Origin of the sequence: Burkholderia crassaminum, from assembly GCF_964265005.1 — a bacterium.
Lineage (GTDB): Bacteria > Pseudomonadota > Gammaproteobacteria > Burkholderiales > Burkholderiaceae > Burkholderia.
Genome location: NZ_OZ183800.1, coordinates 1,734,730 through 1,760,770, shown reverse-complemented (window position 1 = coordinate 1,760,770; position 26,041 = coordinate 1,734,730). Strand labels below are relative to the sequence as shown.

The following is a 26,041-nucleotide window of genomic DNA, read 5'->3' as shown; positions in this document are numbered from 1 at the left end:
GCCGGGCGCCTCTTGCAGACTCGTCATGGATCGCCTCGTGAATCACCTCGTCGAACAGGTTCCGGCCGCGCCGTCAGTGGACGCGTGGTACGCCGGGAACCCTGCCGTCGCCGCCATCGATGCGCATGCGCACGTGTTCACGCACGGCCTGCCGCTCGCGCCCGTGGTCCGGCATGCACCCGACTACGATGCGTCGCTCGACGCGTACGTCGCGCACCTCTCCGCGCACGGCATCACGCACGCGGTGCTGGTGCAGCCGAGCTTCCTCGGCACCGACAACACGTACTTCGTCGACGTGCTGCGCCGCTACCCGCGCCGCTTCCGCGGTGTCGCGGTGGTCGATCCGGAAATTTCGGACGGCGATCTCGACGCACTCGACCGGGCGGGCGTGGTGGGGATACGGCTGAACCTCGTCGGGCTGCCGATCCCGGATTTCTGCGCGCCCGCGTGGCGTGCGCTGTTCTCCCGCATCAATGCGCTCCGCTGGCATGTCGAGATCCATCGCGGCATCGAGGATCTGCATGCGATCACCGCGCCGTTGCTCGCGCAGTCGTGCACGCTCGTGATCGACCATTTCGGCCGCCCGTCGCCCGCGCTCGGCGAGCGCGCGCCGAGCTTCCGCCGCCTGCTGCTGCTCGCGGATACCGGCCGCGTCTGGGTCAAGCTGTCGGCCGCGTATCGCAACAGCGTGGCCGGCGACGGCGCGATCGACGCGTTCGGTGCCGCACGCGCGCTGCGCACCGCGTTCACGGCCGAGCGGCTGGTGTGGGGCAGCGACTGGCCGCACACGCAGCACCGCGAGCGCGTCGATTTCGATGCCGCGTATGCGGCGCTCGTGCGCTGGCTGCCCGACACCGGCGAGCGCATGCGCGTGTTGCGCGATGCGCCGCGAACCCTGTTTCGTTTCGACCAATGAGGCCCACTATGTCCGATCACACCGCACTTCGTCGCGCCGGCTTCCGGCGCAGCATCGCCGCCCGCCAGGGGCTGCTCGTCGCCGGCACGTTCAATGCGCTCAGCGCCCGGGTCGCGGCCGATCTCGGCTTCGGCGCGCTGTACCTGAGCGGCGCCGGCGTCACCAACATGTCGCTCGGCTTGCCCGATCTCGGCTTCGTCGGGCTCGGCGAGCTGGCCGAGCACACCGCGCGCGTGCGCGATGCGGTGGAGCTGCCGTTGATGGTCGATGCCGATACGGGTTTCGGCAATGCGCTGAACGTGCTGCACACCGTGCGCACGCTCGAGCGCAGCGGCGCCGACGCGATCCAGCTCGAGGATCAGGTGCTGCCGAAGAAATGCGGCCATTTCGCGGGCAAGGAGGTGATTCCGGCCGGCGAGATGGTCGGCAAGCTGAAGGCGGCCGTCGACGCGCGCGTGGATCCGAACCTGCTGATCGTCGCGCGCACGGATGCGGCCGCCGTCCACGGCATCGACGACGCGATCGAGCGCGCGCACCGCTACGCGGAAGCCGGCGCGGACGTGCTGTTCATCGAGGCAATGGAAACGCCGGAGGACGTCGAGCGGCTGCCGGCGCTGTTCGATACGCCGCAGCTCATCAACATCGTGATCGGCGGCAAGACCCCGACGCGCTCGCGCGACGAGCTGGCTCGCCTCGGCTACGGCGTGGTGCTGTACGCGAACGCGGCGCTGCAGGGCGCGGTGCGCGGGATGCAGGCCGCGTTGACCACGCTGCGTGATACGGGCCGGCTCGACGAGGATCCCGCACTCGTCGCGCCGTTCGCCGAACGGCAGCGGCTCGTCGACAAGGCGCGCTTCGACGCGCTCGACGCCCGCTACGGGGCCGATCGCGCGTAAGCGCGCCGGTACACGGGTACTCAGGCGGCAAGGACGGCCGCCCGACCCGTACACGCCAGAACAGAACAGGACAGGAGACAACCCGTGGCAATTTCCCCTACCGGAGCGGCCGGCGAGCCGCCGCGCATTGGTTCGATCGTCGGCGGGCTCGCCGGCAACCTGATCGAGTGGTACGACTTTCTCGCATACAGCATCTTCTCGATCTACTTCGCGCCGGCGTTCTTTCCGGCCGACCGGCCGACCGTGCAACTGATGAACACGGCGGCCATCGCGGCCGTCGGGTACATCGCGCGGCCGGCGGGGAGCTGGCTCATCGGCGTCTATGCGGACCGGCGCGGACGCAAGGCCGCGTTGACGAAGTCGGTGCTCGCGATGTGCGCGGGATCGATGCTGATCGCCGTCACGCCCGGGTATGCGACGATCGGCGTGCTCGCACCGGCGCTGCTCGTCGCCGCGCGGCTGCTGCAGGGGCTCAGCATGGGCGGCGAATACGGCACCAGCGCGACCTACCTGAGCGAGATCGCGCCGCCGAACCGGCGCGGGTTCTATGTCGGCTTCCTGCAGGTGAGCGTGGTCGCCGGCCAGCTCGTCGCGCTCGGCCTGATGCTCGCGATGCAGCGCATCTTCGCCGGCACGCACGACCTCGAGCGCTGGGGCTGGCGGATTCCGTTTTTCGTCGGCGGCTTGCTCGCGCTGTTCGCGCTCTACATGCGCCGCAACGTCGTGGAGAGCGACGCGTTCATCGCCAGCCGGGCGCGCGCGGCGAAGATACGCATGACGGCCGACCTCGCGGCCCACTGGCGCGAACTGCTGCTCGCGATCGGCATCACGGTCGGCGGCACCGTGGCGTTCTACACGTACACGGTCTACATGCAGAAATATCTCGTCAACTCGGTCGGGCTGCACAAGGAAACGGCAACGTGGATCTGCACCGCCGCACTGCTGCTGTACATGCCGCTGCAGCCGCTGTTCGGCCTCGTGTCGGACCGCGTCGGCCGCCGGCCGGTGCTGCTGTGGTTCGGGATCGGCGGCACGCTGCTGTCCGTGCCGATCTTCACGACGCTCGGGCACGTGCACGAACCGCTCGCCGCGTTCGCGCTCGTGTTCGCTGGGCTGGTCGTGCTCAGCGGCTTCACGTCGGTGCACATGCTGGTCAAGGCCGAGCTGTTTCCGCCGCAGATCCGCGCGCTGGCGGTCGGGCTGCCTTATGCGCTGACGACGGCGATCCTCGGCGGCACGACCGAATTCGTCGCGCTGCGGCTGAAGGCGAGCGGCAACGAGACGATGTTCTTCTGGTACGTCGCCGCGTGCGCGGCGATTTCGCTGCTCGTGTACTGGCGGATGCCGGAGACACACCCGGCGAAGCGCGGACGCCCGTCCCGGGCGGCAGTCGCCGCGCCGGCCCCGCGCTGAACCGCGCGGGCGCGTTACTGCGCCCGTTGCGCCACGACTGGCGCGGCAGGTGTCACAGCGTGGGCCGCGCCCGTTTCCGGCGTGCCGTCCGGCCAGGACGCGGCGCACTGCATTCCGGGTGGCGGCGCCGGCAAGCCGCCGGGCATGACGGGTTCGTTGCCGTCACGCCCGCAGCCGGGCAGCCAGCCGGACACACCGAGGCTCCAGATCAGGGTCGCGAAGAGGCGCATCGTCACGCTCCGGTGCCGGGGCAGCGATAGACGCTGCCGGTCAGCGTGACGCCGGTCTGCCGCAGGTAACCGCCTTCGCCGCCGTCGAAACTGCCGCTTTGCGCGGCGCGCTGCGTGAGGAGCACCACGACATTGCCACCGAGCGCGGCGGCGCGGTTCTTCAGGTCGTTGCGCGCGCCTGTCTCGAGCGATGTGTCCGGGATGAAACCGCCGGTCAGGAAGTTGCCCTGGCTGCCGGTCACGTCGCCAAGATGGCGGCACGTGCCGCCGGGGTCGGTCGTGACGATGCGCACGCCGCTGCCCGCGGACGAGAGCGCGAGCGGCACGCATGCCGCCAGCGCGACAGGAAGGAACAGCAGGCAGGCAGGTCTCATGTTTCCGCCGTCTCGAATGCGCACGATCGCGCGACAGCGCCACTTTAGGGACGCCGCCGCGTCGGCACATCGGGCGAAGGTCGTGCTGGAAACGCGGAAAGAATGCGACCAAAGTCGCAGACGTGGCGTATCGGTTCGGCGAAGCGTGCGCCGCGTGCGAAGCGGGAATGCGACGCGACGAGGGCGGACAGCGTGGGCGACGCCGGCCGTGCGTGGATATCAGGATTTCGGCGCCATCAGTCCTTCCCGCCACGCGAGCGCGACGGCCTGCGTGCGGTCGGACAGATGCAGCTTCGACATCACGTTGCCGAGATGCGTCTTGACGGTCTTTTCCGTAATGCCGAGCGTCGCGGCGATGCGCGCATTGCTGCCGCCTTCGGCCAGGCAGCGCAGCACTTCCAGTTCGCGCGCGGTCAGTGCGGCGAACGGGCTGCGCGGCGGCTTGCGCCACGCGCCGATCATGCGCTGCGCGATGCCGGGGTGCAGCGTCGGTTCACCGTGGACGGCCGCGTGGATCGCCTGCAGCAGACGCTCGCCGCGCATCGATTTCAGCAGGAACGAATCGGCGCCGGCATCGATCGCGGCGAGTGCAAGCGCATCGTCGTCCGACGAAGTCAGCACCATGATGTGCGTTTCGGCGCTGGCCGCCCGGATCGCACGAATGACGGCGGGCACGCCGGCGTGCCCCATGCCGGGCATCATCAGGTCGAGCAGCAGCACGTCCGGACGATGCACGCGCACCTGCTCGACCGTCGACGCGCCGTCGTCGGTTTCCGCGACGATCTCGAACGACGCATCGAGCCGCAACAGCCCGCGGATGCCTTCGCGCACGACCGCGTGATCGTCGGCAATCAGGATCGTGGTCATGCCGTCTCCATCGGATTGAAATGGACGGTCACGCGCGTGCCGTCCGCGCCCGACGCAATGTCGAGCATGCCGCCGGGCAGCGCGTCGGCGCGCCAGCGCAGGTTACCGAGCCCCATGCCGACGGGCACGGCAACCGGATCGAAACCGGTGCCGTCGTCGCGTACGGTCCATCGCCAGCGCGACGTCGACGAGCCGGACGCCGCGTGCGCGGCGCTGCCCGGTTCGCACGCGATGTCGATCCGGCGGCAGCCGCTGTGGCGCAGCGCATTCGCGGTCGCCTCGTGGGTGATCATCAGCAGTTCGTGTGCGGCCGCCGGGTGGGCGTCGAGCGCGCGCTCCGCGACTTCCGGCAGATCGAGCGACCAGTCGATGCCCGATCCGGCCAGCAGGTCGTGCACCGCCTGCGAAACGGCGGCGTGCAAGCCGTCCTCGGCAATCGCGGGCAGGCTGAAACCGGTCACCACGTTGTCGAGATCCTGCTGCAGATGATCGGCCAGGCGCCGCGCGGCGCCGACAGTCGGCAACAGATCGGGATGGCGCCGCGCCTCGTATTCCAGTTCGGTCAGCTTGAGGCCGAGCACGAAGCTGCGCTGCTTCGCGGTGTCGTGCAGGTCGCGCGCGATGCGGGTGCGCTCGACCGACACCGCGAGGGCCTTCTGCGTGCCGAACGCGCGCGCAAGCGCATCGGCCATCCGGTTGAAATGCGCGGCCAGCGCGCCGAGTTCATCGCACGAGGTATCGGCGATCCGGGCCGACAGGTCGCCGGCCGCCCAGCGGTCGGCCGCGGCCGTCATCCGCCGGACGCGGCGCACCAGCAACCAGACCAGCAGCCCCGCGAAGCTCGCGCCCATCGCGCCGAGATACAGCACGGTGCGGATCAGGTCGTAGGCCGACGCATCGTCCGCGATCTCGTAGTGGAGTTGCCAGCCGGGCCAGTAATGGACGCCGATCCGCGCGATCGCGCCGCCGGGCATCACGACGCGCGTGACGATGGCCCAGTCGTCGTCACGGCGCAGCATCGTGTCGGGTGCCGACGGATCGGCCGGCGTCGCCGCGAATGCATCGGACAGCAACGGCGACGCGGCGGGCGACGTTTCACATCCGGCGCCGTCAGGTCGCGCAATGCGCACCTGCAGCCGGCCGGCGGCGAAGAAGCCCATCATCGGCGCGAAATCCATCACGTCGCGCGCACCGATTCGCGCGATCTGCCAGAACATGGCGTCGGCCGCGGCGCGGCAGGCAACCGGGTCGCGCCAGTCGACGGCGCCGGTCGCAGCGGCGAGTGCAGGGCGGTCGACGTTGCCGAGAAAACGGCGGATATCGCTTTCGGCATGCGAGCGCCACAGCACACTCGTCAGCACCGACGACAGCACCATCGCCACGAACCCCACGACGATGAACGTCGGCACGAGCTTGACGAACAAGCCGCGGAAGGGGATCCGGAATGTGCGCAACGCGGGCTCCTCGTTCTGCTGTTTTCGTCACGGATACGCCGGATGGATGCCGACGACGCGGCAAGGCAGCCGGCTTTCAATTCCGCAATGGTGACGGTTTTCCGAGGCGGTTGCAGGGGCGTTTCTGCAGGGGGAGGATGGACGCCCGCGACGGCATTCAATAACGGTGCGGCCCCTTCACCAGCAGTCCGTCGGGTGTCCGCCGTCCGGCGTCAAGAGTCCCCAGAAGCATCGTGCGCGCGGGCGGCCCCTCCGGGTCGTTGTAATGAACGATGCGTTGCTGGATGCCCGTGATGACGATCACGTGACCGATTTCAGGCTGGTCCGGCCTGTCCAGGAAATGCCCCGCGGCCCAGATCGGACCGAAGTCCGTCAGTACCGCGGCGAGCCACTCGGGCGTAATGACCGTCGGCTGATTGAGCGGCACGAGACCTTCGACCGCGCACAAGTCGGGGATCCTTGACGGGAGAAGCCCCTGGTCGGCCCGCCATAGCTCCGGAATGCCCAGACGCGGCCCGGGGCGGTGGAAGTACGAAACCATGCACGCCGCCGCATACCAGCATGCGTTTTTCAGTGCCTTGGATCCTGACTTGGTCTTCCTGATGCCGCTCTGATCGACCATCGGCACGTTCAATCTGACGTCCACCATTTCGGGTCTCCGGGCAGGAGTGATCCCTAAGCGTATGAAGAATCGGGCACGACGACAACCATCCTGACGGGAGATTGCATCAACACAGCCGGCGTGCGCGGGGAATGCGGAAGGGGCAAACGGACGGCTGCGATTCACACGCCGTCCCGACACACATCGATCTCGACATTATAGAAATAATGTCAAATCAAAGAATAGGGATAATTGGATATCTAACGGTTTACGTTATATTATTTACGAAATCACCAACGAAACCCGCCATGTCCGATCTCGCCGCCGACGAATCCCGCCTGACCGCCGAAATCGAGCGCCTCAAGGCCGACTTCCCGAAAACCCGCGAGCTGTATCGCGAAGCGTGCGCGCTGCTGTTCTTCCGTTTCGGCATCACGCCCACCGCGAACCGGCTGTACCAGCTCGTTCGCAAGGGCAGCATGAGCACGCCGACGGCCGTCCTCGGCGAGTTCTGGGCCGAGTTGCGGGAAAAGAGTCGCGTCCGCATCGAGCATCCCGACCTGCCGGCCGATCTGCAGGCGGCCGCCGGCGAACTGGTTGCGGCGCTTTGGAATCGGTCGAGCACCGATGCGGCCGCCGCGCTCGACGCATTGCGCGCGGAAGTCGAAGCCGAACGGGCGACGGCAAAGGCGGAAGTCTCGGCGCTACAGGCTGAGCTGGCCCGCACCGAAACCGCGCTGGAGCAACGCACGGCCGCACTGCTGGCCGCGCAGGTGCGCATTCAGGAACTGGAACAGGCGAGGGCGGCCGACGACGCATCGCGGCAAGCGCTGCAAGCGGATATCGAGCGCCTGACGGCCGACAACGCGGAAGGCGACCGCGCACTCGCGCAGGCCCGCGCGGATTTCACCACCCAGCTCGACCGGCTGCGCGACGACGCCGGCCGGGCCGAGGAACGCTTGCGTGCGTCGGAGAAGCGGGCGCTTCAAGAGATCGATCGCGAGCGGCTCGCGGCCGCGCGACTGCAAAAGGAGCTCGATGCAATGACATCGCGCACGGAGCAGCGCGATGCGCAGCAGCGGAAAGACACAGCCGCGCTGCAGGCGCAACTGGGCGACGCGCTGCATCGATGCGGCATGCTTCAGGGGCAGCTCGACGGCGCGCAGACGACCGATGCGGCGCGCGGCAAGGAACTCGACGCGCTGCGGCGCGAGATGACGGTGCTCGCGCGCAGGGCGCCGCTGCGCGGTGCCAAGGCGGCACCGGCCGCGCAACGTGACGAGCGAAGGGCGCGTACGCGAAAGCGCGCAGACGAAGCGCCGCGCTGACGGCGAAACCGCAAGCGTGCTTCAGCCGATGGCAACGCACGCCGTAAGCCTTGACAGGCTGTTGAAGTTCTCCCGCGAGGGCCACCGCAGAAAATAGTCGATCTCGTAGAACGCTCTATAAGCCGCTCACGCGACCTCGGCAGGGGGCAGACGCCCCCTTGAACCGTCTGTGAGCACCCCGCGGATCAGTTTTCCACAGCCTCCCAAGCAGGCAAGCAACCGAGACCGCTATACCCCCGATCGCTCGCCCGCCCACCGACACAGATCAACTCGACACATACCGCGACGGCAGCGCCGGCGCGTCCGCCGGAATCGTGACGAGCGACGTGTTCAGCCAACCCTGCGGCGTACCGTTCGACTGCGCATAGGCACCGACGTACGGCATCATCCGCGTCGTCTGATAGACCTGCGGCGTCCACCCGGCGGGCGCGAGGAAGATCGACGTCGCGCGCTTTTCGCTATATGCGGACGCGCCGTACGTCGAGATGTTCCACAGCGTCTGCTGATACGTCGCATAGTCGGCGTTGTGCCGCGAACCGCCGGCCTGCCAGCCTTCGAGCTGGATGAACGTGTTGTACGTGCCGGCGCCCGCGAGCAGGTTGTTCACCGTGCGTCCGTACAGGAACGACAGGATCAGCCCGCAGTTCGCCGGCGCGAAATCGCTGCCGACGCTCAGGTAATAGCGACCCGTCGTGTTCAGGACCGACGCGTAGTGCGAGTTGCCGATATCCGTCGACGTCGTCAGCCCGCTCGCGCCCATGAAGCTGTCGAACGCCTGCATCGTGACACCCGCCGGCAGGTCGCTCGTCGCGCTGATCGCGACGATATGCGAGCCGGCCGCCAGCAGCGTCAGGAACGCTGAGAGTGAGCCCGCGATCCAGTTGCCCTGCGCGTCGACGAACGGAAACGCGCGATAGCCCGTCAGCGCGAACACCGCTGGATCGGAGCCCGCCTGCCACGCGATCTGCGGCACCCACATCGTCAGCGGGCCGGCGTTCGATGCGCCGGACACATACTGCTTCAGCGCATCGATCAACTGCGCATCGGCAGCGGGCAGCACGCCATACGCCGAGCCGTTCTGCCAGCGCTGCACCCATTGCGCGACGAAGCCAGCGAGCTGGCCGCCGGTGAAGTCGGCAGGCGGCACGTAGCCGAGCGGGCCCGTACTTTGGTAAGCAGACTGGATCGCCGCGGCCGTGCGCACGTTGCTGCCGAACATGCTGTTCGCGAAATCCTGGCCGTTGTTGCCCGGCGGCGTCGCGAGTTGCGCGAGCGGGACGACCCAGGCGCCGTTCGCGGTAGCGACGCCGCGATACAGCGTGAGATTCGCGACCGAATCGTGACCGGGAAACGTGGCGGCGTCGGCGCCCGACACGTAGCCGGCCGACGGCGTGACGCTGACGGTGGTCGGTTGCGACCCGAACGGATGCGTGTACGCGATCGCAAACGACGCGTCGCCGCCGGCAAGGCCGAACGATCCGGTGCAATCGCCCCAGCTGTTCGACGCGCTGACGGCGGTCGATTGCCCGGTCGAAACCTGCGATTGCGACGCCTGCGGCAGGGAGCCGCTCTGGCTCGCTGCATTGCCGTACGCAAGCGTCGTCGACGGAATCGCATTGACGACGTTGATCGTGATCGAGCGGTCGGCGATGCCGTAGCTGCGTGTGGCGGCATTTGCAGCGCCGGCGGCGGCGAACGACGACGCCGCAGTCGGGTTGCCGTCACCGCCGCAGGCAGCCAGGGTGCCGACGAGCGGCGACAGGGTCAGCGCGGCGCCGCGCTGGATGAAGCGCCGGCGGTTCGGCGCGGACGGGCGTTCGGGTTTCGAAGCGGTCATGGGCGTTCCTGGTCTCGGTTTCGGGAGGCGACAACGACGATCCGGCGTAATGCACACGTGTGCAATGCCGGTCGAAAGTGCGCAGTCGCCGGCGCATGCGCCGCGCGTATTTATGCGGGAGATCGATGAAACGCCCGCGACGAAACAAAGTCGTGCGTGTGACGCCGCGGGGAACAGGAGCGAGGAGCGCCGGCGCAACGTTTGGGCGCCTGGCGGGGATCGGGTAAAGTGCCGCTCAACATGCCGGATCGACGTTACTAGACGACCGGTCTAATCGTTGCTAACATACGCCACCATGAATGCATCTTCAGGCGCGGAAGTCCGCCAGCACATCCTGAATATCGCCAAGCCGATCATGCTCCACAAGGGGTTTTCGGCGGTCGGCCTGAACGAGATACTCGCTGCGGCGGGCATCCCGAAAGGCTCGTTCTACCATTACTTCGGTTCGAAAGAGGCATTCGGCGAAGCGCTGCTCGAATCCTATTTCGACGGCTATCTCGCGCATCTCGACAACCTGCTCAAGCTTCAGGCCGGCACGGGCGCCGAGCGCCTGATGACGTACTGGCGCAACTGGCTGCACACGCAATGCGCGGACGATCCGGAAGGCAAGTGCCTCGCGGTGAAGCTCGGCGCGGAAGTGTCGGACCTGTCTGAAGCGATGCGCGCGGTACTGCGGCACGGCACGGGCCAGATCATCGAGCGCCTCGCGGGCGGCATCGAGGCAGGTCTGACCGACGGTTCGCTGAACGGAGTCGCCGATCCGTCGCACACGGCCGCGATCCTCTACGAGCTGTGGCTCGGTGCGACGCTGCTGGAAAAGATTCACCGCAACCGCAAGCCGCTCGAAAGAGCGATGGTCGAAACGAGACGCATGCTGAACCTGCCGCCGGCCGAGCATGGCGGCGCACAGTCGTAACCCGGGCGCGCATCGGCGCGCCTTGTTTTTACCCTGACTCTAGACGACTGGTCTACTCAAACCCGCATGACGAACGTGCCACGCCGCGTTACGCTGTTCCCGATTGTTTCAAGCGCACGCACGCAGCTGCGACGGCCTGACCGCCGACGTTGCCGTGCGCGCGTCTCCCGCTGGTCCATCCCTGATCCGATCGTGCCCACGAAGCACGTCCATTCCTGTTGACGGAGGCTCACATGCCGCAAAGCAAGACCGCAAATCGCCAGATCATCCTGAATTCGCGCCCGGTCGGCGCGCCGACGCCGGGCAACTTCCGCAGCGAATCCGGTGACGTGCCGACGCCCGGCGCCGGCCAGGTGCTGCTGCGCACGGTCTGGTTGTCGCTCGACCCGTACATGCGCGGCCGGATGAGCGACGCACCGTCCTATGCGCCGCCCGCCGAGCTAGGCCAGCCGATGGTCGGCGGCACCGTCAGCCAGGTCGTCTCGTCGAACCTGCCCGCGTTCCGCGAAGGCGACCTCGTGGTCGCGGGTGCCGGCTGGCAGGACTACGCACTGTCCGACGGACGCGACCTGATTCCGCTCGGCCGCGACGTCGCGCATCCGTCGTACGCACTCGGCGTGCTCGGCATGCCGGGCTTCACCGCCTATACGGGGTTGCTGAAAATCGGCGAGCCGAAGGCCGGCGAAACAGTGGTCGTCGCGGCCGCGAGCGGCGCGGTCGGCGCGGTGGTCGGCCAGATCGCCAAGCTGAAGGGCTGCCGTGTGATCGGCGTCGCGGGCGGCGCCGACAAGTGCGCATACGTGACCGATACGCTTGGTTTCGACGCGTGCGTCGATCACCGCGACCCGGCATTCGCCGCGAAGCTGAAGGACGCGTGCCCGAACGGCATCGACGTCTATTTCGAGAACGTCGGCGGGGCCGTGTTCGACGCGGTGTGGCCGCTGCTCAACGATCACGCGCGCGTGCCGGTGTGCGGGATCATCGCGCATTACAACGACGCGGCATACGACGACACCGCTGTGTCGACCGGCCGTGACCGCGTGCCGGCGCTGATGGGCACGATCCTGCGCAAGCGCATCCGGATCCAGGGTTTCATCATCCTCGACCACTATGCGACCGGTTATGCGCCGTTCCTGAAGGAGATGAGCGAATGGGTCGCGCAGGGCAAGGTGAAGACGCTCGAGGATGTCGTTCCCGACCTGGCCGACGCGCCGCAAGCGCTGATCGGCCTGCTGGCCGGCAAGAACTTCGGCAAGGTCGTCGTGCGCGTGGGCCCGGACGAACTGGCCTGATCTCGCGGCACTGCAACACATGACGCTTGCACGCCGGCGCCGCGCGACGCCGGCTTGTGGCATGCTCGATTTCGATTCAAAAGGAGTGACAAGATGGCGCTTCACGTGATTGCTTCGCTGTTCCTGAAACCCGAACACGCGGAGGCGGCCGAGGCCGAACTGCGCAGCATGGTCGCGAAGACGCGCGCCGAGCCGGGCAACCGGCGCTACGACCTGTTCCGCGAACAGGACGGCTCGCCGAACCTGCACCTGTACGAGATCTACGACGATCAGGCCGCAGTCGACGCGCATCTCGCCAGCCCGTATTTCGGCGAATTCCGCGTGAAATCGGCGGACTGGTTCGCGTCGCCGCCGGTCATCAAGGTGCTGTCCGGCATCGACGTGGCCGAGTAACGCAGCAGAACCCACGCCGCGGCCCGCGCCGACCCGGGCCGCGCGGCACCCGTCGCATCCGGCGACGGCGACGACAACGAAAAACCCGCGCGGCGTGCGATGCGCGCCGCTTCCCCAATACACCGGCCCCGGAGGCTGAATGGTCACCCTCAACATCAACGGCGAAACCCGCTCGGTCGACGCCCCCGACGACATGCCCTTGCTCTGGGTGCTGCGCGACATCGTCGGCCTCACCGGCACGAAGTTCGGTTGCGGGATCGCGCAGTGCGGCGCATGCACCGTGCATCTCGACGGCGTCGCCGCGCGCTCGTGCGTGCTGCCGGTCGCGGCCGTCGCGGGCCGCAAGATCACGACGATCGAAGCCGTCGGCGCGACGCCGGCCGGCCACAAGGTCCAGCAGGCGTGGCGCGAGCTCGACGTCGTCCAGTGCGGCTACTGCCAGTCGGGGCAGGTGATGGCCGCCACCGCGCTGATCGCGTCGAACCCGAACCCGAGCGACGCCGACATCGACGCGGCAATGGCCGGCAACATCTGCCGCTGCGGCACGTACAACCGGATTCGCGCGGCCGTCAAGCAAGCCGCGAAGGGAGCCTGAGATGAAACAGCCCCCACGCTCACTTCGTTCGCTGCCCCTCACAGAGGTGGTCAGCTTCCTTGAAACGACTCTGCGGAGGCTGACATGTCACGCGGACTGATCGAAGCAGGTCGGGCCGGCGCGGGCGTGTCGCGCCGTTCGTTCCTCAAGTTAGGCATGTCGCTGGGCGCGGCGGCGGGCGGTGGCCTGCTGCTCGGCTTCAGCCTGCCGGCCGTCGGCGACGATGCGCGCCGTTCGGTGATCGGCGGCGACGGCGATGAAACCGCACGCGCAGGCGTGTTCGCGCCGAACGCGTTCGTGCAGATCGACCGTGCCGGCAAGGTCACGCTGGTGATGCCGAAGGTCGAGATGGGGCAAGGCGTCTACACGGCGCTGCCGATGCTGATCGCCGAGGAACTCGAAGTGCCGCTGTCGAGCGTGACGCTCGACCATGCGCCGCCGAACGAGAAGCTGTTCCTCGATCCGCTGCTCGGCGGCCAGCTCACCGGCGGCTCGACGTCGGTGCGCTACGCATGGGAACCGCTGCGCCGCGCGGGCGCGACCGCGCGCACGCTGCTGGTCGCGGCCGCCGCGAAGCAATGGAATGTCGATCCGGCATCCTGCCGCGCGGCGAACGGTGAAGTGCAGCATCCGCCGAGCGGCCGGCGTGCGTCGTACGGCCAGCTCGCCGACGCCGCGGCGAAGCTGCCCGTGCCGAAGGATGTCGCGCTGAAGAAGCCGGCGGATTTCAAGCTGATCGGCACGCCCGCGAAGCGGCTCGATTCGCCGGAGAAGGTCGACGGCACCGCGCAGTTCGGGCTCGACGTGCGCCTGCCCGGCATGCTGTACGCGGTGATCGTGAACAGCCCGGTGTTCGGCGGTACGGTCGCGAGCGTCGACGATACCGCCGCGAAGAAGATTCCCGGCGTGCGCCAGGTCGTGCGCGCGGACAACGCGGTAGCGGTGGTCGGCGATCACACCTGGGCGGCGAAGCGCGGCGCGTCGGCGCTCGTCGTGAAGTGGAACGAAGGTGCGGATGCGAAGGTGTCGATGAAGGACATCGTCGCCGATCTCGCGCAGGCCGCGGCGAACGGCAAGGGCGCGGTCGCGCGCAAGGACGGCGACGTCGGCAAGGGTTTCGCGAATGCGAAGACGCGCGTCGACGCGGTGTACGAACAGCCGTTCCTCGCGCACGCGACGATAGAGCCGGTGAACTGCACGGTGCATGTGCGCAGCGACGGTTGCGAAATCTGGGTCGGCACGCAGGTGCCGACGCGCGCGGTCGATACCGTGCAGCGGCTCACGAGCTTTCCGCCGGAGAAGATCGTCGTGCACAACCACCTGCTCGGCGGCGGCTTCGGCCGGCGCCTCGAGACGGACATGATCGGCCAGGCGGTGAAGATCGCGAAGCAGGTCAACGCGCCCGTGAAGGTGATCTGGACCCGCGAGGAAGACATCCAGCACGACATGTACCGGCCGTACTACTACGACCGGATCTCGGCCGGCCTCGACGCGAACGGCAAGCCGATCGCGTGGCAGCACCGGATCGTCGGCTCGTCGATCCTCGCGCGCTTCGCGCCGCCCGCGTTCCAGCACGGCGTCGATCCCGACGCGGTCGAGGTCGCCACCGACCTGCCGTACGACCTGCCGAACCAGCTGATCGACTACGTGCGCCAGGAGCCGCGCCACGTGCCGACCGCGTTCTGGCGCGGCGTCGGCCCGACGCGCAGCACCTTCGTGGTCGAGAGCTTCATAGACGAACTGGCTGCGCAGACCAAGACCGACCCCGTGCAATACCGCCGCGCGCTGCTGGGCAAGACGCCGCGCGCGCTCAACGTGCTCGACGTCGCGACGAAGGCGGCCGGCTGGGGTGCGTCGCTGCCGACGGGGCAAGGGCGCGGCGTATCGGTGATGCACGCGTTCGGCAGCTTCTTCTCGATCGTCGTCGACGTCGCGGTGGACGGCGGTGAGGTGCAGGTCAAGCGTGTCGTGTGCGCGGTCGATTGCGGGATGGTCGTCAACCCGAACACGATCGAGGCACAAGTGCAGGGCGGCATCATCTTCGGGATCACGGGCGCGCTGTACGGCGAGATCACGATCGAGGACGGCCGTGTCGTGCAAAGCAACTTCACCGACTACCGGATGCTGCGGATCAACGAGACGCCGCCGATCGAGGTCCATCTGGTGAAAAGCGGCGAAGCGCCGGGCGGGATCGGCGAACCAGGCACGGCCGCGACGGCCGCGGCGCTGTCGAACGCGATCTTCGCGGCGACCGGCAAGCGGCTGCGCAAGCTGCCGGTCGGCGACCAGTTGAAGACGGCTTGAGGGGAGGCGACGATCATGCGAAACCTCACCCTGACTACGCTCCGCGCGTCGCTGCTCGCGCTGTCCGCCATGCTGGCCGGCCCGACCGCGCATGCCGCGCAGGCTGCACCGGCCGACAGCGCGCTCGTCGCGCGCGGCGCGTATCTCGCGAAAGCCGGCGACTGCGTCGCGTGCCACACCGCGCCGCGTGGCACACCGTTCGCCGGCGGCCTGAAGATGGTCACGCCGATGGGCGCGATCTACACGACCAACATCACGCCCGACCCCGAGACAGGCATCGGCGGCTATACGGAAGCAGAATTCGCGAGCGCGCTGCGCGCGGGCGTCGCGAAGGACGGCCATCATCTGTATCCGGCCATGCCGTACCCGTCGTACGCGAAGCTGAAGGACGACGACGTGAAGGCGCTGTACGCGTACTTCATGCACGGCGTCGAACCGGTGAAGCAGGCGAACCGGCCGTCCGACATCCCGTGGCCGCTCAACATGCGCTGGCCGCTCGCGTTGTGGAACGCGGTGTTCCTCGATACGACGCCTTATGCCGACAAGCCGGCCAAGGACGCGATGTGGAACCGCGGCGCGTATCTCGTGCAGGGGCTCGGGCACTGCGGGTCGTGCCACACGCCGCGCGGCGTGGGCTTCCAGGAGAAGGCGCTCGACGAAGGCGGCGCGGCGTTCCTGTCGGGTGCGCCGATCGACAACTGGTTCGCATCGAACCTGACCGGCGAGCCCAACACGGGGCTCGGCCGCTGGAACGAGGCGGAAGTCGCGCAGTTCCTGAAAACCGGCGCGAACCGGCACGCCACGGCATTCGGCTCGATGGTGAGCGTGATCAACCACAGCACGCAGGCATTGACCGACGACGATCTGGCAGCGATTTCCCGTTACCTGAAATCGCTGCCGGCTGCGGGCGGCACGGGCGCGCCGCCGTACAGCTATGATCCGAAGGCGACGCAGGTGGTGCTGGGCCGGCCGGCGGCCGATCCGGGCGCGAAGGTGTATAACGCTTACTGCCTGCATTGCCACGGCGCGGACGGGCGCGGCTACGCGCCGCTGCTTGCGCCGCTCGCCGGCAATCCGAACGTGCTCGAAGCCGATGCCGCATCGCTGATCAACGTGACGCTGAACGGCAGCGAGACGCTCGTGATCGATGGCGTGCCGTCGGCGTATCCGATGCCGGCGTTCTCGAACCAGTTGAACGACCGGCAGATCGCCGACGTGCTGACGTTCATGCGCGCCGGCTGGAACAACGGCGCGCCGGCCGTGCAGGCGGCGGACGTCGCGAAACTCCGCAAGGCGACGGCGGCCGCGCGCTGAGCGCGGCCCCATGCGGAACGATGGCGGGCCGGCGTGCCTGCCGTCGACGCCGCCGGGCGCGTGCCTGCCCCGGCGGTGTGGCTTTTTCTGTCAACCGGCGCGCGGCCGTTCGCGGCAGCGCGCGTTTATCGACGCAATGTAGGGGTGTCTGGATGGCTAACGTGACTTATACGGATACGCAACTGCTGATCGACGGCGAGTGGGTCGACGCCGCGAGCGGCAAGACGATCGACGTCGTGAACCCGGCGACCGGCAAGGTAATCGGCAAGGTGGCCCACGCGGGCATCGCCGATCTCGACCGTGCGCTCGCCGCCGCGCAACGCGGCTTCGAAGCGTGGCGCAAGGTGCCCGCGCACGAACGCGCGGCGACGATGCGCAAGGCGGCCGCGCTGGTGCGCGAACGCGCCGACGCGATCGCGCAGCTGATGACGCAGGAACAGGGCAAGCCGCTCACCGAAGCGCGCGTCGAAGTGCTGTCGGCGGCGGACATCATCGAATGGTTCGCGGACGAAGGCCGCCGCGTGTACGGCCGGATCGTGCCGCCGCGCAACCTCGGCGCGCAGCAGACCGTCGTGAAGGAGCCGGTCGGCCCGGTCGCCGCCTTCACGCCGTGGAATTTCCCGGTCAACCAGGTCGTGCGCAAGCTGAGCGCCGCGCTGGCAACCGGCTGCTCGTTCCTCGTGAAGGCACCCGAAGAAACCCCGGCGTCGCCGGCCGCGCTGCTGCGCGCGTTCGTCGACGCGGGCGTGCCGTCCGGCGTGATCGGCCTCGTGTACGGCGATCCGGCGGAAATCTCGTCGTACCTGATCCCGCACCCGGTGATCCGCAAGGTCACGTTCACGGGTTCGACGCCGGTCGGCAAGCAACTCGCCGCGATGGCCGGCCTGCACATGAAGCGCGCGACGATGGAGCTGGGCGGCCACGCACCGGTGATCGTCGCCGAGGACGCCGACGTCGCGCTCGCGGTGAAGGCTGCCGGCGGCGCGAAGTTCCGCAACGCGGGGCAGGTCTGCATTTCGCCGACGCGCTTTCTCGTGCACAACAGCATCCGCGACGAATTCACGCGCGCGCTGGTCAAGCATGCGGAAAGCCTGAAGGTCGGCAACGGCCTCGAGGAAGGCACGGCGCTCGGCGCGCTCGCGAACCCGCGCCGCCTCACCGCGATGGCGTCGGTCGTCGACAACGCGCGCAAGGTCGGTGCGAGCATCGAAACCGGCGGCGAGCGGATCGGCTCGGAAGGCAACTTCTTCGCGCCGACCGTGATCGCGAACGTGCCGCTCGAAGCCGACGTGTTCAACAACGAGCCGTTCGGCCCGGTCGCGGCGATCCGCGGCTTCGACAAGCTCGAAGATGCGATCGCGGAAGCGAACCGTCTGCCGTTCGGTCTCGCCGGCTACGCGTTCACGCGTTCGTTCGCGAACGTGCACCTGCTCACGCAGCGCCTCGAAGTCGGGATGCTGTGGATCAACCAGCCGGCGACGCCGTGGCCGGAAATGCCGTTCGGCGGCGTGAAGGACTCGGGCTACGGCTCGGAAGGCGGGCCGGAAGCGCTCGAACCGTACCTCGTCACGAAGTCGGTGACGGTGATGGCCGTCTGACGGCCGATCGATCGCGTGCGCGACGCCGTCGGTGTCGTGCGCGCGATCGGTGCGGGCCGGGCCGCACTCACGTTGCGCAACCCGCAACGGCGCGCCCGGTCTCCCGCCAGCTTTTACCGTCGGCCGTGCATTCGCATGGCAACCGGACGGGAATTTCAATGCGCGTACCACTGCGAACGGATTGTTTCGATTCCGTCATCGGCAGCGACGCACGTCACACCACGCGACGCCCCCCCGGTGAACGAGCGCCGGCACCCGCTGCCGGCCCGAGCGAAACACGATTCGCTCGACACCGTTCAGGCCACGTCGTCAGCCACCTGGCAAGTACGGACTGCACCTCGTACCCGGATGTCACACTTTTTGGTATAGGTTATTCAGAACAAACCATAACAACCGGTGCGTCAGCGCCGGGCCAATCTGAGAGGACACGGATGCATCCGCGGTCGGCAGCGCCGTACTACGTTGTGCTGGCGGGGACCTTGATAGCGTGCGCGCTGATGGGCCTCTGCGTGTTGCAGTTGTTTCAGAGCCGTCACGATGCGCTCGATCGCGCGCGCGACACGTCGCGGAATCTGGCGCTCGTCGCCGAGCGCGACATCGAACGCAACATCGAGCTGTACGGCCTGTCGCTGGAGGCGGTGATCCAGGGTCTCCAGCGGCCGGACGTCATGGCGGCCTCGCCGGCCTTGCGGCGCGGCGTCCTGTTCGATCACGCGATGACGGCGAAATTTCTCGGCTCGATGCTCGTGCTGGATTCGGCCGGCAACATCATCCTCGATTCGGCGAACGACGTGCCGCGACAGGGCAATTTCGGCGACCGCAAGTACTTTACGGTTCACCGGGACAATCCGGACGCCGGGCTGTTCATCAGCGATCCCTATGCGTCGCGCCTGCGTGGCGGCTCGCTCAGCGTTGCGCTGACGCGCCGCGTGTCGAATCCGGACGGCTCGTTCGGCGGCATCGTGATGATCGCGGTCAATCTCGAGTATTTCCACACGCTGTTCGCCGGCCTCGCGCTCGGCTCGCACGGCGCGATTTCGCTGGTCGGCACGAACGGCATCATGTTCATGCGCCAGCCGTACGACGTGCACACCATCGGTCGCGACATCAGCAAGGCGGCGACGTTTCGCCACTTCCTGACGGCGCCGGAAGGCTCGTTCGTCGACACCTCGACGATCGACAACGTGCGCCGCCTTTACTACTTCAAGACGCTGCCGCACCTGCCGCTGATCATCATGGTCGCCGAGGCGGAGCAGGACATCTACGCCGCGTGGCGGCGCCGGGCCATCACGATCGGCGCGCTGGTGGCGACCTTCGGCGCGGCGTTCATCGTGCTGTCCTTTTTGCTGGGCTCACAGCTGCGGCGCAGGATGCGGGCCGAATCCGAGCTGGTCATGCTCGCGCGCACCGACGGCCTCACCGGGCTCAACAACCGCCGCTCGTTCGGGGAGGTGCTGGACCTCGAATGGCGCCGCGCACGCCGGGCCCGGTCGGTGTTTTCGCTGCTGTTCGTCGACGTCGACCGCTTCAAGTCCTACAACGACACGTATGGCCACCAGGCCGGCGACGACGCGCTGGCGGCGGTTGCGCGATGCATCGGCGACAACATCCGGCGCCCCGCGGACACCGCGGCCCGCTATGGCGGCGAGGAATTCGTCGTGATCCTGCCCGATACGCCGGCCACAGGCGCGACCGAGATCGCCGAAAGGATTCGTGCGGCCATCGACGGGCTGGCGATCGAACATGCGGAAAGCGAATTCGGGCGCGTGACCGCGAGCATCGGCGTGGCAAGCTGGGCGCCAGAGCAGGAAGGAGAGGTGGAGTCGGTGATCAAGGCGGCCGACGAAGCGTTGTACCACGCGAAGGAAACGGGGCGAAACAAGGTCGCCTCGCATGACACCTGACACCTGACACCTGACACCTGACGCCACCGCCGGCACGCATCGCCCGCTACCGGCGGCGGGCGTGACGTTCGACGCTCAATGCCGGCCGCTGCCGCGATAGCTTTCCACCTCGGCGTCGTACGCCGCCAGAAACGCCTTGCCGAACACCGACGCGAAATCGTCCTCGATCGCGAACACCGTGTCGCGATGGGTCGCCGCGTAGCGATCCCACATCCTCGCCTTGTACAGCACGGGCACGCGCTTCTCGTACCAGCGCATCGCGTCGCCGCGCTCGCGCAGGCGTTGCGGTGAAAAGCGCGTCAGCAGGTCCATCAACGCGGCGCGCATGCCGGCGACCATGCCGATCTGGTGCGCATGCAGATCCTGGAATGCATCGCTGACCGCGCTCTGCGGCGACATGAAGCCCGGCAGCGGCAGCCCGAACATCTGGCGCAGCACCGCGCCGCCGTCGGGCAGCAGCTTCAGCGGGTTGTTCTCGCGATCGAGCAGCATCGTCATGTGCGCCTTCACCTCGCGCTTCAGGATGCTGCGCGATGACAGCAGCTCGACCGTGCCGTTCGCGAACAGCGCCAGCAACTGGCCCGCGATGTACAACTGCTCGGCCGACCACTGATGCGATTCGGCGGCCGTATCGAGCCCCGCGCCTTCGAAGAACGCGCTCAGCAGTTCCTCCGGCGTCGGCGCGCGCGCCGCATGCTGCGCCGGTTCGTCGGCCGGCCGCGACTCGGTGCGCGCGGCGGCCGGTTGCACGCGCACGTGCTGCGTCCACTCGGGGGCATGGTCGGCCTGCGTCGCGGACGACGCTTCGCGATCCGCGTTGCCGCGATCTGCGTGCGCCGCCGTGCCCGCTGCGCCGATATCGCCCGACGACTGCGCGAACAGGTCGAGCGGATCGGTCGACAGCTGGTTCAGGTCGCGCTGCGACGGCGCGGTCGGTGCAGCGTGCGCAGGGGCGGGGCCGCCTGGCCGTGTAGCGGCGTCCGCCGCCTTGCCGCGCGGCGCGAGGCGATCCTGGAGGAGGCCCCACAGCCGGTTGCCGGCGCCTTTCGTATCGACATGCGAAGATGATGCGTGCGCGGGTGCCGCTGTCGCTGCCGCCCGAGCCTGCGCTGGTGCGTCGACGTGCTTGCCGGCATCGGTCGCCATGTCGATGACCGATGCATCGCCACCGTCGCCGCCGTCGTCACGTTCGGCGCGCAGCACGTACGGCCCGATCCGGATGATGTCGCCGGTGTTGAGCGGGCGCTCCTGCGCATAGCCGACGGGCTCGCGATTCACCTCGATCGTCGATACGCTGCTCAGGTTCTTCAGCAGGCAGGCGTCGTCGCCGACCTGCAGCAGTGCCTGCAGCCGCGAAATCTGCCGCGTGTCGTCGCGCAACACGAGATGGTTGTCGCTGGCCCGGCCGATGGTGCCGCCCGGCGGATGAAACACGACGGCGTCGTAGGAGTCGTTTTCGACCGGCTCGCCGGCATGTTCGATCACGATCAGTTGCATGTCATACGTCGCTCGGTGAAGCGCTCGCGTGGAAACCGGTTCGTTCAGGATGACGACGCATGCCTGCGGCGCGCGAATTCGAACGCGGGCCCCCAGATCGGATGCCCCTTCTCGGCAGGGGACAAGTCGAAGCGCGGGTTGAGGTCGAGAATTTTCGAGAACTCGGCGCGGCACGGCGTGATGCGGTTCGTCACGCAATAGCTGAACGCGAGGAGCTTGTGCGCGGCCACCTGCGTGTCGGTGTCGGCGCCGTCGATCTCCTTCGCGTGGCTCAGCAGCGCGATCGTGCGCCCGTAGTCGCCGCTGTCGTACGCGGTGCGCGCGCTATCGATCGTCGCGCGTGCAGCCGACTGTGTCGGGGACGTACTGCACCCGCCGGCCCCCAGCAACAAGGCGCCGAGGCAAATAACGAGCGATGAACGACCTTTCATTATTGAAATTAAAAATTGGCGTAATTGGAAGGTGGCACACAAGCGCTGTTGGATTCTAGTGCCAATCATCGACACCGAACCGCCTGTTACTTTTTGTTTCATTTAGTCGATCCATTTCCACCTGAATGCCGAATCGACTACGAATTTCAGTGCTTGAGAATCCGTAAAAACGGCCTATAGTTCGCTGTGTTTTTCGGATTCGTCAGTTGTTTGGTCAGCGCGCGTCAATGCACGAAAAACCGGATCGTCCGTTCGTGCAAAACGAATAGCCTGGCACACCATCAGCGTCGCGAGCGTCCCTTGCTCGGTGGCCGGCCGGCTTGCGCCCCGGGCCCGTCCGACAGGTGTCCACGCCACAGAACCGGGCCGCCAGCGGCGCGCCGGTCGGATTAACTTTTGCCATTAATTTACCAATCAAAATTCAATTGCCCATCATCTCGCCAAATCTACTTTCAAAAACCCTGAATGATACGACCCGGCTTTTCACAAGAATAATTTGCCGACATTGATTGCGATGGATGGATATGCTGGTTACACAATTACCGATCAATTAATTGTCCCTTTTTTCAATCAGATCATCCGGTTTCGCAGTCGAAAACCGGCGAGTGGTTATTGGGTGGCGAGGGTGGAATATGCAATGGCGGTCGAGCAGTTTCATCGTATGGGGATGCGTGATGCTGTTGCCGGGATGCGGCGCGACGGAGCACGCCGCGGCGGTACCGTATGCGATCACGGTTGACGTCGCGCCCGACGTCAACCCTGACATGAACCGCAAGCCGTCGCCGATCGTGCTGAAGGTGTTCCAGCTCCGCGCGGCGGCGTCGTTCGACAGCGCGGATTTCTTCTCGCTGCAGGACAAGCCGGAGAACGTGCTCGGCGCGGACCTGCTCGGCACCGACCGTGTGATCCTGCGGCCGGGCGAGTCGCGCACGCTGCACTATCGCGGCAACGTCGAGGCCGGCGCGATCGGCGTGGTCGCCGAATACCGCATGCTCGAAAAGAACCGCTGGCGTCTGACGGTGCCGCTGCCGCGCGCGAAGCAACTCAATCTCTACAAGTTCTGGCAAACGTCGCCGGGCGAGCTGAAGCTGTCGATCGCCGTACGGAATGGCGGCCTCGCACTGAACGATGCGAAGGGGCGCCCATGACCGAACCGACGATGTCCGCGACACCGGTCGCGGCGCTCCGCCAGCGGGTGGTGTGGACCGAGGGGATGTTCCTGCGGCCGCAGCATTTCCAGCAACTCGAACGGCACTGGGAACGCTACGTCGCGCTGCGCTGCCTGCCGCTGCAAGGCTTCTACTGGGGCTTCGACACGCTGGAGCTCGATCGCGAGCAACTGGCGCTCGGCAAGGTCGCGCTGCGCACCGCGTCGGGCGTGATGCGCGACGGCACGCCGTTCGACCTGTCCCATCCGGACGATCTCCCCGAACCGCTCGACGTGCCGGCCGATGCGAAGGACCAGCTCGTCGTGCTCGCGCTGCCGCTGTGGCGCGGCGGCGGCGAGGAGGTGTCGTTCGGTGCAGGCGGCGTCAATGCCGCGAACGGCGCGAACGGCAATGGCGAGGTCGCGCGCTACGTCGTGCGCGAATACGAAGTGGCCGACGCGAACGCGGTCGCGCTCGGTCCCGCACTGCTGCAGACGGGGCGCCTGAACGTACGGCTGATGCTCGAAGCCGAGCTGACCGGCGACTGGCACGCACTCGGTGTCGCACGGATCGTCGAGCGGCGCACCGATGCACGGCTGCTCGTCGACGACGGCTACATTCCGCCGCGTCTCGTCGCACAGCGCGACGCCGTGCTGCTGGCCTACGCGCGCGAGCTGCACGGACTGCTCACGCAACGCAGCGAAGCGCTCGCGGAACGGCTGTCGGAGCCCGGCCGCGGCGGCGTGTCGGAAGTGGCGGACTTCCTGCTGCTGCAGCTCGTGAACCGCTATCTCGCGCTGACCTGGCATGCGCAGCAGCACGTGTCGACGCACCCGGAAGCGCTGTTCTGCGACTGGCTGAAGCTCGCGTGCGACCTGAGCACGTTCACGGCGGCCGGACGGCGCCCGCAGTCGCTCGCCGTCTACGTGCACGACGACCTGCGCACGAGCTTCGCGGCGCTGATGACCGAACTGCGGCGGTCGCTGTCGACGGTGCTCGAGCAAAACGCGATCCAGATCGAGCTGCGCGATGCGGGCAACGGCATCCGCGTCGCGACGCTGGCCGACCCGGCGCTGCGCGACACGGCCGGCTTCGTGCTCGCGGTGCGCGCGGACGTGCCGGCCGACAGCCTGCGCGCGCGTTTTCCCGCGCAGGCGAAGCTCGGGCCGGTCGAGCGGATCCGCGATCTCGTGCAGTTGCAGCTGCCGGGCATCACGATGCGCCAGCTGCCGGTCGCGCCGCGGCAGATCCCGTATCACGCGGGCCATACGTACTTCGAGATCGACAAGGGCAGCGACCTGTGGAAGCAGCTGGCGCGCTCCGGCGGTCTCGCTTTTCATTTCGCCGGCGAATTCCCTGGACTCTCGATGGAGTTCTGGGCGATACGCGGGTGAGGGCGGGGCGACGCGATGAATTCCACCTCCGATTCGATCTCCCCCGGCGCAGGCGGTTTCGTGCCGCCGAATCCGGGCGGCATGCATCCGGCCGCGGCGGGCGCGGCCGGCCCGACCGCGACGCAGCCGCGCCCCGGGCGCTGGGCCGCGAGCGGCACGAACCCGCTCGTCGCGGCGGCGAATCCCTTGCTCAACCTCGTGCCGCAGATCCGCTCGACCGTCCATCACCCGAATCCGGCGTGGCTGCGCGAGCATCTCGTCGTCGAGATCCGGCAGTTCGAGGCACGCGCGCAGGAGGCCGGCGTGCCGTCGGAAGCGATCATCGGCGCGCGCTACTGCCTGTGCACGGCGCTCGACGAGGCGGCCGCGCTGACGCCTTGGGGCGGCAGCGTGTGGTCGTCGCACAGCCTGCTCGTGTCGTTCCACAACGAGACCTGGGGCGGAGAGAAATTCTTCCACCTGCTCGAACGCCTGTCGCAGCAGCCGCGCCAGCATCTCGACCTGCTCGAGCTGCTGTATTTCTGTCTCGCGCTCGGCTTCGAGGGCCGCTATCGCGTGCTCGACAACGGTCACGCACAGCTCGACGCGCTGCGCCACCAGCTCGCGTTGACGATCCGTTCCGTGCGCGGCGAATTCGAACCGGCGCTGTCGCCGCACTGGCGCGACATCGTCACGCGCGACGTTGCGCGCCGGTTCGTCGTGCCGCTGTGGGTGTGCCTGGTGCTCGCGCTGCTGATCGGCTTCGGCGTGTTCGTCGGGCTGCGGATCGCGCTCGCCGGGCATTCGGACCGGCTGTTCGCGTCGATCGACGCGCTGCACGTGCCGAAGCTGCAGCCCGCGCAAGCGCCGCCGCGCCCGGCGCCGGCGCCGCGCATCGCGAAGTTCCTGGAACCGGAGATCGCGGCCGGCCTCGTATCGGTGCGCGACGACGCCGATCGCAGCGTGATCGTGCTGCGCGGCGACGGGTTGTTCAAGTCCGGCTCGACGTCGGTGATCGACCGCTACGTGCCGGTGCTCGCCCGCGTGGCCGATGCGCTGAACAAGGTGCCCGGCAACGTGCGCGTGACCGGCTATACGGACGACACGCCCGTGCATACGGCGCGCTTCGCGTCGAACTGGGATCTGTCGCGCGAACGTGCGGAAGCCGTGCGCGGCATGATCGCCGCGCGGCTCGACCATCCGGAACGGCTCGCGGCGGAAGGGCGCGGCACGCTCGATCCGGTCGCGCCGAACGATTCGCCCGCGAACCGCGCGCTGAACCGGCGCGTCGAGATCACGCTGCTGCCGGCGCCCGGCAGTGCCGCCGTCGGTGCGAGCGCAACGCAGGGGGCCAACTGAT

Annotated in this window: 23 protein-coding genes; 16 read left to right on the top strand and 7 right to left on the bottom strand. The window is 67.8% G+C overall.

The features are described from left to right. The first annotated feature begins 25 nt into the window (after positions 1-25). The 3 genes from ACPTTF_RS24895 (at position 26) to ACPTTF_RS24885 (ending at position 3,225) form a co-directional block, all read left to right on the top strand. Positions 26-916 carry an amidohydrolase family protein gene (locus tag ACPTTF_RS24895; RefSeq protein ID WP_423368631.1) on the top strand — a complete coding sequence of 297 codons (891 nt, stop codon included), beginning with the start codon at positions 26-28 and terminating at the stop codon, positions 914-916. Positions 917-924: 8 nt separating this feature from the next. Beyond that, complete coding sequence (locus ACPTTF_RS24890; protein ID WP_423368630.1) at positions 925-1,812, top strand: isocitrate lyase/PEP mutase family protein; 888 nt, start codon at positions 925-927, stop codon at positions 1,810-1,812. Between the two features lie 84 nt (positions 1,813-1,896). Next, complete coding sequence (locus ACPTTF_RS24885) at positions 1,897-3,225, top strand: MFS transporter (protein WP_423368629.1); 1,329 nt, start codon at positions 1,897-1,899, stop codon at positions 3,223-3,225. Between the two features lie 232 nt (positions 3,226-3,457). Here the strand turns inward: ACPTTF_RS24885 and ACPTTF_RS24880 are convergent, their stop codons facing one another. From ACPTTF_RS24880 to ACPTTF_RS24865, 4 genes are all read right to left on the bottom strand, one after another. Continuing rightward, on the bottom strand, positions 3,458-3,829 hold the full coding sequence (locus ACPTTF_RS24880) for a DUF4156 domain-containing protein (protein WP_423368628.1): 372 nt from the start codon (positions 3,827-3,829) through the stop codon (positions 3,458-3,460). 219 nt (positions 3,830-4,048) lie between these two features. Next, positions 4,049-4,696, bottom strand: a complete 648-nt coding sequence (locus tag ACPTTF_RS24875) for a response regulator (protein ID WP_423368627.1) — start codon at positions 4,694-4,696, stop codon at positions 4,049-4,051. Further along, the gene (locus tag ACPTTF_RS24870; protein ID WP_423368626.1) at positions 4,693-6,150 is read right to left on the bottom strand and encodes a HAMP domain-containing sensor histidine kinase; all 1,458 of its coding nucleotides are present in this window, start codon (positions 6,148-6,150) and stop codon (positions 4,693-4,695) included. The genes ACPTTF_RS24875 and ACPTTF_RS24870 overlap by 4 nt, the downstream gene beginning before the upstream one ends. 157 nt (positions 6,151-6,307) lie before the next feature. Then, on the bottom strand, positions 6,308-6,799 hold the full coding sequence (locus tag ACPTTF_RS24865; RefSeq protein ID WP_166952597.1) for a papain-like cysteine protease family protein: 492 nt from the start codon (positions 6,797-6,799) through the stop codon (positions 6,308-6,310). A 260-nt stretch (positions 6,800-7,059) separates the two neighbouring features. On the opposite strand from ACPTTF_RS24865, the gene ACPTTF_RS24860 reads away from it, so the two are divergent. Beyond that, complete coding sequence (locus tag ACPTTF_RS24860; RefSeq protein ID WP_423369873.1) at positions 7,060-8,079, top strand: DNA-binding protein; 1,020 nt, start codon at positions 7,060-7,062, stop codon at positions 8,077-8,079. Between the two features lie 265 nt (positions 8,080-8,344). Here ACPTTF_RS24860 and ACPTTF_RS24855 read toward each other — a convergent pair whose 3' ends face one another. After that, positions 8,345-9,916: a hypothetical protein gene (locus ACPTTF_RS24855; protein WP_423368625.1), complete on the bottom strand. Its 1,572-nt coding sequence runs from the start codon at positions 9,914-9,916 to the stop codon at positions 8,345-8,347. Between the two features lie 295 nt (positions 9,917-10,211). Here ACPTTF_RS24855 and ACPTTF_RS24850 point away from each other — a divergent pair, with 295 nt between their 5' ends. From ACPTTF_RS24850 to ACPTTF_RS24815, 8 genes are all read left to right on the top strand, one after another. Then, positions 10,212-10,832 (top strand): TetR/AcrR family transcriptional regulator, encoded by a 621-nt coding sequence (locus tag ACPTTF_RS24850; RefSeq protein ID WP_423368624.1) that lies wholly within the window; start codon positions 10,212-10,214, stop codon positions 10,830-10,832. Between the two features lie 233 nt (positions 10,833-11,065). After that, positions 11,066-12,124 carry an NADP-dependent oxidoreductase gene (locus tag ACPTTF_RS24845; protein ID WP_423368623.1) on the top strand — a complete coding sequence of 353 codons (1,059 nt, stop codon included), beginning with the start codon at positions 11,066-11,068 and terminating at the stop codon, positions 12,122-12,124. Positions 12,125-12,217: 93 nt separating this feature from the next. Then, positions 12,218-12,517, top strand: a complete 300-nt coding sequence (locus ACPTTF_RS24840; RefSeq protein ID WP_166952587.1) for a putative quinol monooxygenase — start codon at positions 12,218-12,220, stop codon at positions 12,515-12,517. 139 nt (positions 12,518-12,656) lie between these two features. After that, the gene (locus ACPTTF_RS24835; protein WP_423368622.1) at positions 12,657-13,112 is read left to right on the top strand and encodes a (2Fe-2S)-binding protein; all 456 of its coding nucleotides are present in this window, start codon (positions 12,657-12,659) and stop codon (positions 13,110-13,112) included. A gap of 84 nt (positions 13,113-13,196) precedes the next feature. Continuing rightward, positions 13,197-15,416 (top strand): molybdopterin cofactor-binding domain-containing protein, encoded by a 2,220-nt coding sequence (locus ACPTTF_RS24830; protein ID WP_423368621.1) that lies wholly within the window; start codon positions 13,197-13,199, stop codon positions 15,414-15,416. Between the two features lie 15 nt (positions 15,417-15,431). Then, on the top strand, positions 15,432-16,730 hold the full coding sequence (locus ACPTTF_RS24825; RefSeq protein ID WP_423368620.1) for a c-type cytochrome: 1,299 nt from the start codon (positions 15,432-15,434) through the stop codon (positions 16,728-16,730). A gap of 152 nt (positions 16,731-16,882) precedes the next feature. After that, complete coding sequence (locus ACPTTF_RS24820) at positions 16,883-18,328, top strand: NAD-dependent succinate-semialdehyde dehydrogenase (RefSeq protein WP_166952577.1); 1,446 nt, start codon at positions 16,883-16,885, stop codon at positions 18,326-18,328. 431 nt (positions 18,329-18,759) lie between these two features. Beyond that, entirely contained in the window at positions 18,760-20,232 is a 1,473-nt protein-coding gene (locus tag ACPTTF_RS24815; protein WP_423369872.1) for a sensor domain-containing diguanylate cyclase, read from the top strand. 75 nt (positions 20,233-20,307) lie between these two features. Here the strand turns inward: ACPTTF_RS24815 and tagH are convergent, their stop codons facing one another. Beyond that, positions 20,308-21,729, bottom strand: a complete 1,422-nt coding sequence (tagH, locus tag ACPTTF_RS24810) for a type VI secretion system-associated FHA domain protein TagH (protein WP_423368619.1) — start codon at positions 21,727-21,729, stop codon at positions 20,308-20,310. A gap of 44 nt (positions 21,730-21,773) precedes the next feature. After that, the gene (locus ACPTTF_RS24805; protein WP_166954112.1) at positions 21,774-22,160 is read right to left on the bottom strand and encodes a TssQ family T6SS-associated lipoprotein; all 387 of its coding nucleotides are present in this window, start codon (positions 22,158-22,160) and stop codon (positions 21,774-21,776) included. Between the two features lie 496 nt (positions 22,161-22,656). On the opposite strand from ACPTTF_RS24805, the gene ACPTTF_RS24800 reads away from it, so the two are divergent. The 4 genes from ACPTTF_RS24800 to ACPTTF_RS24785 are packed head-to-tail and all read left to right on the top strand — an operon-like array spanning position 22,657 to position 26,040. Then, positions 22,657-22,899, top strand: coding sequence for a hypothetical protein (locus ACPTTF_RS24800; protein ID WP_423369932.1), 243 nt, complete (start codon positions 22,657-22,659; stop codon positions 22,897-22,899). Further along, entirely contained in the window at positions 22,793-23,308 is a 516-nt protein-coding gene (gene tssJ / locus ACPTTF_RS24795; RefSeq protein ID WP_166952572.1) for a type VI secretion system lipoprotein TssJ, read from the top strand. Before ACPTTF_RS24800 ends, tssJ begins: the two co-directional genes overlap by 107 nt. Continuing rightward, the gene (gene tssK, locus ACPTTF_RS24790) at positions 23,305-24,702 is read left to right on the top strand and encodes a type VI secretion system baseplate subunit TssK (RefSeq protein ID WP_423368618.1); all 1,398 of its coding nucleotides are present in this window, start codon (positions 23,305-23,307) and stop codon (positions 24,700-24,702) included. The genes tssJ and tssK overlap by 4 nt, the downstream gene beginning before the upstream one ends. Before the next feature lie 15 nt (positions 24,703-24,717). Then, positions 24,718-26,040, top strand: a complete 1,323-nt coding sequence (locus ACPTTF_RS24785) for a DotU family type VI secretion system protein (RefSeq protein WP_423368617.1) — start codon at positions 24,718-24,720, stop codon at positions 26,038-26,040. The last annotated feature ends 1 nt before the right edge of the window (position 26,041 follow it).

Excerpts from the sequence above, each read along its gene's own strand:
- ACPTTF_RS24875 (WP_423368627.1), bottom strand. The coding sequence starts at position 4,696 with ATGACCACGATCCTGATTGCCGACGATCACGCGGTCGTGCGCGAAGGC.
- tssJ (WP_166952572.1), top strand. The coding sequence starts at position 22,793 with ATGCAATGGCGGTCGAGCAGTTTCATCGTATGGGGATGCGTGATGCTG.
- ACPTTF_RS24895 (WP_423368631.1), top strand. The coding sequence starts at position 26 with ATGGATCGCCTCGTGAATCACCTCGTCGAACAGGTTCCGGCCGCGCCG.
- ACPTTF_RS24805 (WP_166954112.1), bottom strand. The coding sequence starts at position 22,160 with ATGAAAGGTCGTTCATCGCTCGTTATTTGCCTCGGCGCCTTGTTGCTG.
- ACPTTF_RS24830 (WP_423368621.1), top strand. The coding sequence starts at position 13,197 with ATGTCACGCGGACTGATCGAAGCAGGTCGGGCCGGCGCGGGCGTGTCG.
- ACPTTF_RS24890 (WP_423368630.1), top strand. The coding sequence starts at position 925 with ATGTCCGATCACACCGCACTTCGTCGCGCCGGCTTCCGGCGCAGCATC.
- ACPTTF_RS24855 (WP_423368625.1), bottom strand. The coding sequence starts at position 9,916 with ATGACCGCTTCGAAACCCGAACGCCCGTCCGCGCCGAACCGCCGGCGC.
- ACPTTF_RS24785 (WP_423368617.1), top strand. The coding sequence starts at position 24,718 with ATGAATTCCACCTCCGATTCGATCTCCCCCGGCGCAGGCGGTTTCGTG.
- ACPTTF_RS24845 (WP_423368623.1), top strand. The coding sequence starts at position 11,066 with ATGCCGCAAAGCAAGACCGCAAATCGCCAGATCATCCTGAATTCGCGC.
- ACPTTF_RS24835 (WP_423368622.1), top strand. The coding sequence starts at position 12,657 with ATGGTCACCCTCAACATCAACGGCGAAACCCGCTCGGTCGACGCCCCC.
- ACPTTF_RS24840 (WP_166952587.1), top strand. The coding sequence starts at position 12,218 with ATGGCGCTTCACGTGATTGCTTCGCTGTTCCTGAAACCCGAACACGCG.
- ACPTTF_RS24825 (WP_423368620.1), top strand. The coding sequence starts at position 15,432 with ATGCGAAACCTCACCCTGACTACGCTCCGCGCGTCGCTGCTCGCGCTG.
- ACPTTF_RS24820 (WP_166952577.1), top strand. The coding sequence starts at position 16,883 with ATGGCTAACGTGACTTATACGGATACGCAACTGCTGATCGACGGCGAG.
- ACPTTF_RS24880 (WP_423368628.1), bottom strand. The coding sequence starts at position 3,829 with ATGAGACCTGCCTGCCTGCTGTTCCTTCCTGTCGCGCTGGCGGCATGC.
- ACPTTF_RS24815 (WP_423369872.1), top strand. The coding sequence starts at position 18,760 with ATGCATCCGCGGTCGGCAGCGCCGTACTACGTTGTGCTGGCGGGGACC.
- ACPTTF_RS24865 (WP_166952597.1), bottom strand. The coding sequence starts at position 6,799 with ATGGTGGACGTCAGATTGAACGTGCCGATGGTCGATCAGAGCGGCATC.
- ACPTTF_RS24850 (WP_423368624.1), top strand. The coding sequence starts at position 10,212 with ATGAATGCATCTTCAGGCGCGGAAGTCCGCCAGCACATCCTGAATATC.
- tssK (WP_423368618.1), top strand. The coding sequence starts at position 23,305 with ATGACCGAACCGACGATGTCCGCGACACCGGTCGCGGCGCTCCGCCAG.
- ACPTTF_RS24860 (WP_423369873.1), top strand. The coding sequence starts at position 7,060 with ATGTCCGATCTCGCCGCCGACGAATCCCGCCTGACCGCCGAAATCGAG.
- tagH (WP_423368619.1), bottom strand. The coding sequence starts at position 21,729 with ATGCAACTGATCGTGATCGAACATGCCGGCGAGCCGGTCGAAAACGAC.